Origin of the sequence: Chitinophaga eiseniae (genome assembly GCF_900167135.1) — a bacterium.
GTDB lineage: Bacteria > Bacteroidota > Bacteroidia > Chitinophagales > Chitinophagaceae > Chitinophaga > Chitinophaga eiseniae.
This window is the reverse complement of sequence record NZ_FUWZ01000001.1, coordinates 1,861,831-1,874,207: the sequence shown is the minus strand read 5'-3', so window position 1 is coordinate 1,874,207 and position 12,377 is coordinate 1,861,831. Positions and strand designations below refer to the sequence as shown.

Genomic DNA, 12,377 nt, shown 5'->3' with positions numbered 1-12,377 from the left:
TTCTAACAACACAAACAACAACATGGCTTACGATAAATTTACGGTCCTCAAAAGCACAGCAGTGCCAATGCCGATTGAAAATGTGGACACCGACCAGATCATACCTGCCCGCTTCCTGAAAGCGACCGAACGCAAAGGATTTGGCGACAACCTGTTCCGTGACTGGCGCTATAACGCCGACGGCTCTCCGAAAAATGATTTCGTTTTAAATAACCCGATCTACTCCGGTAAAATACTGGTCGGCGGTAAAAACTTCGGCAGCGGCTCCAGCCGCGAACACGCCGCCTGGGCCATCTACGACTATGGTTTCCGCTGCGTAGTGTCCAGCTTCTTTGCCGACATCTTCAAAAACAATGCACTCAACATCGGTATCCTGCCGGTACAGGTAAGCCCGGAGTTCCTTCATAAGATCTTCACCGCCATAGAAGCCGATCCTAAAGCGGAACTGGTAGTAGACCTCCCGGCGCAGACCATCACCATCTCCGCCACCGGCGAAAGTGAATCGTTCGATATCAACAGCTACAAAAAGCACAACATGACCAACGGTTATGACGATATCGACTATCTGCAGGCCATGAAAGAAGACATCAAAACCTTCGCGGCCAAGAGCATGTATTAACGTTAATTCATCCGCCTTATGCCAGTACCGCAGCGCTACATTGAAATAATGGACACCACCCTCCGCGACGGTGAACAGACCAGCGGTGTCTCCTTTTCCCCCTCGGAAAAACTGACCATCGCCCAGGTCCTGCTCACAGAAGTGAAAGTGGACAGAATAGAAATTGCCTCCGCCCGCGTATCGGAAGGCGAACTGGCGGCCGTGAAAGCCATTACCAAATGGGCGAAGATGCACGGTCTCCTTCAAAGAGTGGAAGTACTCACCTTCGTTGACGGCGACGTGTCTGTACAATGGATGTTGCAGGCCGGCGCCAAAGTGATGAACCTTCTCACCAAAGGTTCCCTTAACCATCTCACCCACCAGCTGAAGAAAAAGCCCGCCGAACATTTTGCGGAAGTAGGCGAAGTCATCGCCCTCGCCCGCAAAAAAGGACTGGAGTGCAACGTATACCTCGAAGACTGGAGCAACGGTATGCGCCACTCCCGCGACTACGTATATCAATACCTCGACTTCCTGCAACACCAGCCGGTGAAACGGGTGATGCTCCCCGACACCCTCGGCGTACTCACCCCCGGCGAAGTACAGGAATATATCAGCGACGTGGTGCAGCGCTATCCGCAGCTGCACTTCGACTTCCACGCCCATAACGATTACGACCTCGGCACCGCCAACGTACTGGAAGGCGTGAAAGCCGGTGCCCACGGCATCCACCTCACTATCAACGGCATGGGCGAAAGGGCCGGCAACGCACCCCTCGCCAGCGCCATCGCTGTACTCAACGATTTTCTCCCCGGCGTAAAAACTGCCGTTTCAGAAAAATCACTCTACAGCGCCAGCAAACTGGTGGAGACTTTCTCCGGTATCCGTATCCCGGCCAACAAACCGGTGGTAGGCGCCAACGTGTTCACCCAAACCGCCGGCATCCATGCCGACGGCGACAAAAAGAACAAACTGTATTTCAGCGACCTGATGCCGGAGCGTTTCGGACGGCAACGCCTATACGCACTCGGTAAAACCAGCGGCAAGGCCAACATCGAAAACAACCTGCAGCAACTGGGCATACAGCTGTCCGACGCCAACCTCAAAAAAGTCACCCAGCGCATCATAGAACTGGGCGATAAAAAAGAAGTCGTTACCCAGGCCGATCTCCCCTACATCATCTCGGATATCCTCGACAGCAGCCGGATAGAAGAAAAGGTGAAAATAGAAAACTATGTGCTCACCCATTCCAAAAACCTCCATCCTTCTGTAACACTCAGAATATCCGTGGAAGGAGAACTGTTTGAAGAACATTCCCAGGGCGACGGTCAGTACGATGCATTTATGAACGCCCTGAAAATCGTCTATAAAAAGAAAAAACGGGAACTGCCGGTACTCACGGACTACTCCGTGCATATTCCTCCCGGCGGTAAGAGTGACGCTCTGTGCGAAACCATCATCACCTGGAGCTTCGGCAACAAAGAGTTTAAAACAAGGGGGCTGGACAGCGACCAGACCGTGTCTGCCATCAAAGCCACCCAGAAAATGCTCAACTTAATCTGATATTATTATCATGGCAACCAAACATATTTTAATTGTTCCCGGCGACGGGATCGGACAGGAAGTAACAGCCGTAGGCAAAAAGGTACTGGACAAGATCGCCGCCCGCTTCGGTCACACGTTCACCTATGACGAAGCCCTCGTGGGCCACGCCGCCATAGAAGCCACCGGCAACCCTTTGCCCGACGAAACGCTGACCAAAATGCGCGCCTCCGACGCCATCCTGTTTGGCGCTGTAGGTCATCCGAAATACGATAACGATCCCTCCGCCAAAGTAAGGCCGGAACAGGGACTGCTGAAAATGCGCAAGGAACTGGGCCTCTACGCCAACCTGCGCCCTATCAAACTGTTTGACGAACTGCTCGACGCTTCCAGCATCAAACCGGAGATCCTGAAAGGCGCCGATATCCTCTTCTTCCGGGAACTGACCGGCGACATCTACTTCGGTGACAAAGGCCGTAAAAACAACGGCGATACCGCCTTCGACATCGCAGAATACAGCCGTTTCGAAGTAGAGCGCATCGCCCGCAAAGCTTTTGAAGCCGCCCGCACCCGCCGTAAAAAACTCTGCTCCGTTGACAAAGCCAACGTTATCGAGACCTCCCGACTGTGGCGGGAAGTGATCCAGAAAATAGCGCCCGAATATCCTGACGTGGAAGTAGAACACCAGTTCGTGGATGCCACCGCCATGCTGCTGATCAAAGACCCGCGCCGCTTCGACGTAGTGGTAACCGCCAATCTCTTCGGTGACATCCTCACCGACGAAGCATCCCAGATCGCCGGCTCCATGGGCATGCTGGCTTCGGCTTCCGTTGGCGACGGTACCGGCGTTTACGAACCGATCCACGGTTCCGCGCACGACATCACCGGCAAAGGTGTCGCCAACCCGCTGGCGTCTATCCTCTCCGCCGCCCTCCTGCTGGACATCTCCTTCGGCATGAAAGCGGAATCCGAAGCAGTGATCACTGCCGTAGACCAGGTGCTGAAAGCCGGCTTCCGTACCCGGGATATCGCCAACGCACAAACGCCGGCCGATATGATCAAAGGCACCGATGCTATTGGGGAAGAAGTGCTAAAACATATCTAACGATAGTATCGTAAGAAAAATAAAAAAGCGAATAACAATTATTGTTATTCGCTTTTTTATGAAAACTTTATTCTCCTATTCAAACGTGATCGTCCCTTTTTTATAGTCTATAGAGATATTTCCAAACTGCTCCAGCGCCGACTGTCCAAAGAGCAGTGGAGCCACTGTATTGTTCACCACCGAAGCTTTAACATTATGAATCTTCCGGTCGCCAATGGCCACTTCCTTTAATCGAATGATCGTCCCCACAGAGATATCTCCATTGGCGTCCACATATTTAGCTTGCCCTTCAATGTCGTCCGCCGTCAAGGTTCCCTGCTTGTACAGGTAAGACGCCTCTACATTGGAAATAGAGATAAGGCCAGCACCAGTATCGAATATGAAAGACATATCAGTACCATTTACCTTCACGGGAATCGTATAAACGCCATCTTGTTTTAACATCTTTACCACTGTTCTGCCTCCTGTCGCTACCGGAGAAACCGGCGGGGCCACGTGCCTGTCATTTTCTTTCTGCCGGGAACCTTGCTGACCATAACGCCCGGATTTAGCACATCCTGAGCAGCCAGACAATAATATCATTCCCCCTATAATCAGTACTATATAAAGATGCTTGATCATTTTCGTTCCAAATCCGGTATTTTAGGAAATATTTGAATCAGAAACCGTTGATTTGCTAACTCGTCCTTCATCCGTCCTACACCTCCCCAGCCATTACCCGCTATTTGAAGATCAATAAGCCCGTCATACTTCAGGGTTTCAAAATCGATGCCTTTATCACGCCAGTGCCTCCAGAGGCTCAATGCTCTTTCATAACTCAGCTGGTAGTTGTGATACTCGTCTCCGGTCCGGGATGCATATCCTGACACCACTAGTATATAGGACATATTCTTAAGATCTTCCTTGTTGGCCGCAGCGGCTTCTTTTTTCACAGCCAGTAAACTGTCAATAACAGCTTTCAGTTTTTCTCCGGCTTTATCAATTTTATGTATCGTTGTTTCATATTCTTCCAGCTCCTGCGGATTGATGCCAAACCGGTTCTTTACAAACTTAACATCGAACGCCAGCTTATAGCGTTTGAAAGTATCCTCATAATTAAATGTAGTAGCATCTTCTCTCAGCGGCTTCAGGTTCTCCTGCACTGTCTTCACGATCTGCAGTTGTTTCTCCTGTACCTTGATGGTATTGTCCAACCTGACATAGGTGAGTACATATAATACCAGCATAATAAAGAAAAGGCTGGTCATTAAATCGGTATAGCTGGGCCAGAAGAAATCATTTTTACCAGATTTCATGATGCACTTTTTTTGCCGTTAAATAGTCTTCCAAACGCCTGTTTCAACGTCACTGTAACAGACGGGCTGCTTTTCTCATTGATTTTTTCCAACACCGTCAGTGTGCCGGACATTTTCTTGTTCACAGCATTCATCTCAGTGCTCAGACGGCTCATCTGTTCCTGGTTACCGGACTTGATCTCGTTCAGTACTTTATTGACCGCTTCCAGGTGTGCCAGATGGTCGAGCTTCTTCCATCTGTCGGGGAGTTCACGCTGCATCAGGTCATACTCCTTTAACATAAGATCCTGCAACTGGCTGATTTTAGCATGTGTGAAGCGTTCCATTTTCTCCAGGCTGTCTCCCAGGCTGTCAGCCACTTGATTGACTGCGCCATTTACCAGTTGACTACTTTCTTCCAGCTTACTGTAGTGACTTTGTAAAAAAGCCTGAAGTTGTTTATTTTCCGCAAAAACGGTCATCAGTTGTTTGCCCAGCTCATGAAAATCATCAGAGCGCGCCATCATCACATTTAGCTTTTCGGTATAGCCTTTCGCGTTATTCACAAACTCGTTGGCCTGCGCCCAGGTATTATTAAATGTTGTAAAGTTCTCTGTGGATTTCTGTAACTCCCGCAGTATGACTACATTGGCTTTGGCGAAAGCATTGATGTCAATTTCTTCCAATGTGGACAATATGCGTTCCTGGGCGATAAGCGCGTCATAATTTTTACCCATGGCAGCGCTCAGCCGGCCGACATTTCCTTTAAACTCCTCATTGAACTTATGCAGGTTGTGCTGCAGGGAAAACAGGGTAGAGTTAATGTTTTGGTTTAACAAAGGCAATAGCTCTGTCTGAATGAAGGTATAAAAGTCATTCTTCTTATCTTCAACCAGTGACTTTGCACCTTTAAAAAAATAGCCGGTATGCAACACCGTCAGGCACAGCCCGGACAAGCTGGCTACCATGGCAATCTTCACACCACCCAGTAAGGATTCGATTCCTTCGTTGGATTTGGTCAGATCTACCCCTGCTAACTGGAAGAGACCGAGGAAAATACCTAAAAAGGTACCCATCAGCCCAAGATATAACGGCAGAGATACTGTTTGATTGATATCGCTTTCCGTTGCATCGGTATGCCGTTCCACCACGTCTTTGATCAGGTGAAAATCGGAGGCCACCCCTCTGTTGCGGATCAGGTAAGTATTAATAGCATAAATAATCCTGGAAGTAACAATATTACCGCCATTCGCCAGCCGTATAAGATCAATGAATACCCGGTCGTCTTCTTTGTAAGTCGCCGGAAGCGCCACAATACCATTAGCGCTGACCAATTCTTCTTCCTCCACAGGCGGACGACTTTGCATCGCATAACTGTCCAGTTCTGCGAGCACCTTCCAGGGTGGCAGTGCCAGGAAACGGGGAGCAATGCCATAGTTTTTCACCTCAAACTGCCGGACTTCGGGAAAAATATTTTTAAAGATATTGATCCGCCGGTAAGTTTTTAAGAAAACCTTAAACTGAAAAAAAATGATGATTCCAATCCCTGCGTATTCAAATATTTCGAATAGATTACTCATAACGGATACTTGCTTTGGTTTTAATAGTCCATTTGTCGCCTTCCAGCACCGCTATTCCGGACCGGGTGGTTTTAATACTTCTGACGCTGGCGCCGGGGAGATTATCTTCATTACAGGCAGGCACTATATAACGCTCCCGCATACTCACTATTTCATTGACCGGCGCGCCGGAGGTATGTATTTCGTAGGTAGCTTCCTGCCCGTTGTCTTTTACGATAAACCGGTACACTGTATTTTCCTTGCTCATGGACTTGGCGTTGGTGGGGAAGTAGTTATCCACCGGACCCGCCATAAAAAAAACATTGTCGTTCACTACTGTCGGCTGCGGCTGGACAGGCGCCACCGGCGCAGGCTGGGTTTGCGGGGTGTTTTTATTCTTCTCTTTGATGTCGCTGAGCTCTCTCTTTAGGTCGTGCAATTCCCTGGACATGTTTTTCAGGGCTTCGCTGTCATTCAGGTAGTTCTCCAGCGCTCTTTTATCCGGCATAGCCGACCCGTTCCGTTTTGAAGAGGCATTTTGTCCTTCCGGTATGGCGCCGGCAAGGCCTTTGGGCTGATCCGGAGCTCCTACCTTATCCAGCAACAACCTGTGGTGGTCCAGCTCCTTCCCTATTTTCCCCCGGCTCAACAATAGTAGTATAATTGCCGTGAGTCCCAGCAGAATGGCCAGCACGTTCCAGAAAGAAAGGTGCCGCATACTGAAGAAACCAGGCGACATTGTTGAGCCTACAACCGGACGTTCGCTGGCCGTGTTGGCAGCCGGATTCAGCACTGCACCGGACTTTACAGCTTCACTCCCTCTCATAAACTCATCCACCTGCTGCGCCAGCAGGGCCTTGTTGCTGTCCAGTTCCGCCTTATATTCGGGATATCTCTGTTTAGCGCGTTCCAAAACGGTGTCAACCAACTTAGTAGCTGCAAGCACATCGTGTTCTCCAGTGAACTGGTCTATGTCGATGCTATCAATAAAATTACAAACCTTTACCGGAGCACTCTTAAATCTGCTGACTACTTCCTCTTTCCATTTCTCATAAGCCGGGGCATCAGCAACTACATTCAAATCGAGTAAACTTTTTAACTCCATCAATTGTGGGCGGAGGCCAGCATGACCATTTTCCACATATTCGGTCAGAATAATATAGGTTACTTTGGCATTTAAGTACTCCTTTGCCGTGATCAGCTTTTCCCTGTCTGCCCCTATGCATTTCCCGGCCCATGTCAACAGCATCGCCATACAGATGAAATACTTCAGCATTTGGATGATATTAGTTCTTATTATCATGTTGAATTTTGTTCGCCAACCGGTTAATGCCACCGATCAGCGGATAAAAAAACAGGGTTTCTTCAATGTTGATATTCACATTATCATTTACCTCCTCCAGCTTCTCTTTTATACCACTAATCAGGTCCACTTTGATCTTGCTGTTTAGTAATTCCTTGTACTCATTAAAACGGCGGGGACTGATCCCGAAATTATTATAGTAGTTGAAGCGGGAGTGCCAGTTAAAAAAACGGTCTATAAAAGCACTGACTTCCGAAGTTACCGCACCGACCACTTCACTGTTTTCTATACCGCTATACGGGAGGGAAGCGCCGGGAATAGTGCTGATATGATCGTTTCCGATAAGCACCGTCCTGATTTCATTCTCCAGCAATTCAAACGCCTGGTAATCTTTACACTCCAATCCACCTTTACAGGTAATCTCTTTGGGGCTTTTGAAAAACCGGTATTCAATCTGGGGAGATTGTTCCACCTCGTAAATGTCTGCAAAGATCATTTTGGTATAAGCCAACAGTGTGTTCAGGTTATCGCCACTGGAAGCGAGTTTTATTACTTTAGAGCCATTACCGCTAAATGTGATATACTCTGGTATAGGCAGCCCTTTGGTTTTCATAAGCCTGGCTACGTGATAAATAATAGCAGCATAAAACAAGACAAAGACGATCTTAAATTCCTGGTGCTGCTCCAGCATTTGGGAGAAGGACAAGGAAATCCTGTTGTCACGGATTAGCTGGTTATCTTCCAGGGAGAAGAAAAACTCAATGAGTTCCAGTGAACTGGAGTTGCTTTGTTTCAGTTCATTATAAACCTGAGTCAGCTTTTTCGCATGGGTGGCAGACAGTGCTTCATGTATTGGTTGTTCGTAGTGTTGCACAAAGCCATTAAACTGACTGGTATTACCATATCCGTCACCAAACAACGCGTTGGCGCCGAAGCGGAAAGAAGTCAGCAGTACAGGTTTTTCACTTTTGTACACAACAATATCCGTAGTACCTCCACCGATATCAATGCTAACAGCCGGACGGTCATGCGGCCTGACGTTTTCTTTATGATAATAGTAATAAAACGGAGCAAAGGACTCTGACATCCGGTATAGCCGTGGCTGATTCCCAAAATAACGCTGGTAATACTTCTGCCAGGAGGCATGCAAAAAATTGCGCCGGTACTGAGGCATACTGGATGGATAAAACCAGACAATTTCAGTAGCATTCAGGTCTCCGCCGTTAAGCAACACTTTGTTGCGGATCATCAACAATAATTGTTTAAGAAAACCTTTTGCTCTTTTTTCAAATCTTTTATCATTCCTGAAGTCAATCCATTTCAGATTAGGCGTAATCGTGCTCGCTCCCATGGGAGCTTCTTTCAGGTACCAGAAGGGAATATTAAAGTCTCCCAGCGCGTAGTTTGATTCTTCAGGATTAAATATTCCGTTGTCGTTCACCACAGTGCGTTGGGGAAACTTATATTGCGTCTGTTGTCCGATCACCAAAGGCAAAAATTCTTCGCTGATGATATGCACCAGCTTATTGGCACTGAATCCATGTACAGGATTCATCAATGCCTCCTCCGTTTCTCTGGAAGGAGCATGCAAAGTGCCCATTTGTGCATCTTTTTCCGTTATATCAAATGCACGGGCTTCTTCATTTCCGGATTTATATTCAATATGCGTATTGGTAGTACCAAAATCGATAGCGAACTTAAATGTTTTAGAAGCCACCGGCTGAGGCTTAAACAGGGGTATTATCAACCCTTTAGCGAGGTTATTGGCCACTTCCACGAAATCAAAGTTTTGCTCCAGGATGTAGTATGCAGAGGAAACGCCGGACTCCTGGTGTTTATCGCTTCGCCGGCGCACATCGGCCACTTTCAGAGAGGCGGCCACATTGTTTTCCCGGTAAAAAGAAAGTGAGTAATGCTGATGCCTTGTCAACGCCGCCACATCCCTGTCTACCATCATTACCCGGTAGTGTGGGTCTATTCCATCTTTTAACCGGATAAACGGATAGATGGCCATCGTAATCTGATGATCTATAACAATACCTTTGTTATCCCTACCTTCCACCTGTGGCACTGTATCCTGCATCCTGTTGTTGCTATAAAGCCGCGAGAATTGTATATACCGGTTTTTTTGGATGGGTATTCTCAAGGTAACTTTCATACCTCCCGGCATATCGGTCATTTGGATCATTTTCCTCCCATCCACGGTAACGCCTTGCAGGTCTTGAATAGAAAAATACTCGAAGAACTGCTTTTTTAGTGGTAAAATAAACCCGTGATCCTTTTTGGAGCTCAGGGTGCATTCGTAGTTACCATCAAAAAAAAGGTTGGTGTCGAGTGGATAAGGTACTTTAATCAGGTAGGGTTCCAGCAGGTCACTGACCGTGAGGTAAGGATATTTGACATGAGCCTGATTAGGCAGTGTGCGTTCCGAAAGTGGTCTTGCATCGTAAGCCGGCACCTGCTCATGATAGTTATGCTGCCATATGCCACCAGCATATTGTAAAGGATCATTAAACGCTTCATTTGGCAGCACACAGGGTACCAGGCCGTCCACTACCCGGGTAGCTGCAATGATAAAATCATTGTCATCATTTCCAGCTTTCGCGCTGTAATTTTTAGCCCTCAGCGGCAGCCCCAGTATTTCCACATTGTTCCCTTCTGTATTTACTGCAATCCGGTTGTAGTTGGTATCATAACCTCCCGGTTGCAGTGTGCGGATACGATCTTTCAATGTGTTGTCCAGCAGTTCAAAACACTGGTCCATGTAGCTATTGATATCCGGGAACTTATCCGAAAAAGCAGAAAAAGTATTTCTCAGCTGGTAGAAAAAAACAATAAAATCTTTGCTGCGTTTATGTAATGGGCAATACTGACTATCAAACACCCGGTCGTTTCCGAAGCGTATATCTACAAAACTGAGATTGTTGGCAGAGGAAAAAAACAGTGTCGCGGGCGAAGTACCTCCGATAATGTTGATCATTTCCGGGCCCTGCTTGTAATTCAGCAAATAACAATGTTTCAGGTCTGAGAAATTGAATGCCTTCTGGTCCTGGAAAAGATACATTTTCAGTGTTTCTCCCAGCAACCGGTGCTTCGGGTTCTCCGCATGCAATAATTGTCCGAGTTCACTATTGGGATCTACGCCCAGTTCACCGCCATTGCTGATGATACCTGCATTCCACTCCAGTATCTCAATTTTATCACGAAGCGCTTCTATGTTAAAAAATATCTCCGCCACATCCAGGCAGTCAGACAGCATGCGATGATAAATGGTCACCCCATCCAGTTCTTTTCTGCCTGCAACGTACCGGAAGGCTGTTCTTACCAGGTCCATGCGTGCAAAGGGCGATGGAATAGAAGTTATCTGAGTATTGGCATTGGAGCCGGCGGGATCTTCTATTGAATTAATAAAATTATCTGACAAATGTCCCGGCGCCGATTGCCAGTGTTCCACGTTTTCTCCTGCACCGGAATGCAAACGGAATATCTTGCTCATAACTTATGGTTGAAATAACTTTAAATACCGATTTCTTTTTGTGCCACCTCTGCTGCAGCGTGATAGAACAAGGCCATCAGCTTCTGGGTATTTTTCAGATGATCAAATTCGGGTTCTTTTTTCGACAGTATCCCTACAAAATTGTCCAGCCCTGATCCATGGAACAACGACTTCATCATACTTTTCTTTGCAGGCTTATTATTGACCAGGTTATAGAGATCTTTGCCGGACTTCTGCAGATTGACGGGCCTGAACGCCACATTGGATCCTGACATTTCTTCCACCCACTCGGCAAAATGTTTATTGAACATATGAATAGCTGCCTTGTAACGGCTATCCATCTCTGCAGTAGCGAGTTTGTTATTACCATTGGAGGCCCAGGCTTCGCCTCTGTCACGTGAAATCTCCTCGTAGTGATATTCCATAAAATTGCGGAACAGCGCGTAACAGGTAACCGGCCGGGCCACGATGTCATATGTTTGCATGGCCATATCGTCAAACGTGACCGCCTGGGTTTCATTCTTCAGACCAAACTCATAAAAACGGGGGGCTACAGCGCGTCCCTGGTCTACCTGCAAATCGGCATCCGGCAATTCCATAAAATCGACGATGCTTAATGCTGCTGCGAGCTCTATGAAGTGTGCTTTATTTCGCTGCTCATGGGCGCCATCGGCCCCTTTCTGATCGTTGGTTACCTTGTCGCCGATATAATACAATGCATTGATGGAATTGTTACCACTTACGTTCCTCGCGTAATAAGACAAAGCCGCTTTGGTCTTGGAGATAAAAGTATTGCTATCAATACTGGTTTGTTCGTTTTTATCGACGCCGAAATAAGGCAGGACTGTCACCGCGCCAATACGGGCATGTTGCAAAAAATGATGATGCGGTACAGGGCTGCGGGCTTCCCGGATATTTTTCAATATCAGGGGAAAACCAGCGGCGCCAGTCCCTCCGAAAATTGAACTGATGATAAAGATGCGGTCATCCTGTTCAAAATTGGAAGCAAACTTGCGGAAAAAATCCGAGTCTTTGAATTTATTAAGCACTACGCTGCCGATATTGGGATTTCCCTTGAACCCTACTTCCATATCAGCCTCCAGGTTGGCTTTGGAGAACAAAAGCGAAGCAAACGCCCGGTTATTTCTGTCGAGTTCACTATAACCGATAAAATCTTTGAACAGCTGTTCTTTTACGCCGTCGATATCGAACTTAAAATTATCGGATACAAAACGCTGGTCACCCAGCTCATCCAAAGAAGATAGTTTCACCTGAAAAAAACCGGTGTCTTTAGAGCTCCCTTTCTCCCGGATTTCCTTATACAGTTTCAGAATGTCGACAGTACGGGTAAGGTCACCGTTAGCACTGTCGGGATCGATGATAATGGGGATAATCGTTTCTGTATTTTTGATTTCTACCCCGGAAGCCATCAGCATCGTCAGCGCCTTGACCACTCTGGAACCGGTGCCGCCAATTGCGAAAAGAAAGAGTTTTGCCATA

At 47.3% G+C, this 12,377-nt stretch carries 9 protein-coding genes; 3 read left to right on the top strand and 6 right to left on the bottom strand.

Annotation, left to right across the window (positions count from 1 at the left end; all coding sequences use genetic code 11):
• Positions 1-22 precede the first annotated feature (22 nt).
• From leuD to leuB, 3 genes are read left to right on the top strand one after another with little or no spacing between them, the layout of a single operon-like run.
• Positions 23-619: a 3-isopropylmalate dehydratase small subunit gene (gene leuD, locus B5D63_RS07835; RefSeq protein ID WP_078668157.1), complete on the top strand. Its 597-nt coding sequence runs from the start codon at positions 23-25 to the stop codon at positions 617-619.
• An 18-nt stretch (positions 620-637) separates the two neighbouring features.
• Complete coding sequence (locus B5D63_RS07830) at positions 638-2,161, top strand: alpha-isopropylmalate synthase regulatory domain-containing protein (RefSeq protein WP_078668156.1); 1,524 nt, start codon at positions 638-640, stop codon at positions 2,159-2,161.
• Positions 2,162-2,171: 10 nt separating this feature from the next.
• Entirely contained in the window at positions 2,172-3,245 is a 1,074-nt protein-coding gene (gene leuB / locus B5D63_RS07825) for a 3-isopropylmalate dehydrogenase (protein ID WP_078668155.1), read from the top strand.
• Positions 3,246-3,320: 75 nt separating this feature from the next.
• Here the strand turns inward: leuB and B5D63_RS07820 are convergent, their stop codons facing one another.
• From B5D63_RS07820 to B5D63_RS07795, 6 genes are read right to left on the bottom strand one after another with little or no spacing between them, the layout of a single operon-like run.
• Positions 3,321-3,866 carry a retropepsin-like aspartic protease family protein gene (locus tag B5D63_RS07820; protein ID WP_078668154.1) on the bottom strand — a complete coding sequence of 182 codons (546 nt, stop codon included), beginning with the start codon at positions 3,864-3,866 and terminating at the stop codon, positions 3,321-3,323.
• Positions 3,863-4,540: an OmpA family protein gene (locus B5D63_RS07815; protein ID WP_078668153.1), complete on the bottom strand. Its 678-nt coding sequence runs from the start codon at positions 4,538-4,540 to the stop codon at positions 3,863-3,865. Before B5D63_RS07815 ends, B5D63_RS07820 begins: the two co-directional genes overlap by 4 nt.
• Positions 4,537-6,099: a hypothetical protein gene (locus tag B5D63_RS07810; RefSeq protein WP_078668152.1), complete on the bottom strand. Its 1,563-nt coding sequence runs from the start codon at positions 6,097-6,099 to the stop codon at positions 4,537-4,539. The genes B5D63_RS07815 and B5D63_RS07810 overlap by 4 nt, the downstream gene beginning before the upstream one ends.
• Entirely contained in the window at positions 6,092-7,354 is a 1,263-nt protein-coding gene (locus B5D63_RS07805; RefSeq protein ID WP_078668151.1) for a hypothetical protein, read from the bottom strand. The genes B5D63_RS07810 and B5D63_RS07805 overlap by 8 nt, the downstream gene beginning before the upstream one ends.
• Before the next feature lie 10 nt (positions 7,355-7,364).
• On the bottom strand, positions 7,365-10,877 hold the full coding sequence (locus B5D63_RS07800; protein WP_078668150.1) for an acetate and sugar kinases/Hsc70/actin family protein: 3,513 nt from the start codon (positions 10,875-10,877) through the stop codon (positions 7,365-7,367).
• 20 nt (positions 10,878-10,897) lie between these two features.
• The gene (locus tag B5D63_RS07795) at positions 10,898-12,376 is read right to left on the bottom strand and encodes a fimbrial protein (RefSeq protein ID WP_078668149.1); all 1,479 of its coding nucleotides are present in this window, start codon (positions 12,374-12,376) and stop codon (positions 10,898-10,900) included.
• Position 12,377: the final 1 nt, after the last annotated feature.

Excerpts from the sequence above, each read along its gene's own strand:
- leuD (WP_078668157.1), top strand. The coding sequence starts at position 23 with ATGGCTTACGATAAATTTACGGTCCTCAAAAGCACAGCAGTGCCAATG.
- B5D63_RS07830 (WP_078668156.1), top strand. The coding sequence starts at position 638 with ATGCCAGTACCGCAGCGCTACATTGAAATAATGGACACCACCCTCCGC.
- leuB (WP_078668155.1), top strand. The coding sequence starts at position 2,172 with ATGGCAACCAAACATATTTTAATTGTTCCCGGCGACGGGATCGGACAG.
- B5D63_RS07820 (WP_078668154.1), bottom strand. The coding sequence starts at position 3,866 with ATGATCAAGCATCTTTATATAGTACTGATTATAGGGGGAATGATATTA.
- B5D63_RS07815 (WP_078668153.1), bottom strand. The coding sequence starts at position 4,540 with ATGAAATCTGGTAAAAATGATTTCTTCTGGCCCAGCTATACCGATTTA.
- B5D63_RS07810 (WP_078668152.1), bottom strand. The coding sequence starts at position 6,099 with ATGAGTAATCTATTCGAAATATTTGAATACGCAGGGATTGGAATCATC.
- B5D63_RS07805 (WP_078668151.1), bottom strand. The coding sequence starts at position 7,354 with ATGCTGAAGTATTTCATCTGTATGGCGATGCTGTTGACATGGGCCGGG.
- B5D63_RS07800 (WP_078668150.1), bottom strand. The coding sequence starts at position 10,877 with ATGAGCAAGATATTCCGTTTGCATTCCGGTGCAGGAGAAAACGTGGAA.
- B5D63_RS07795 (WP_078668149.1), bottom strand. The coding sequence starts at position 12,376 with ATGGCAAAACTCTTTCTTTTCGCAATTGGCGGCACCGGTTCCAGAGTG.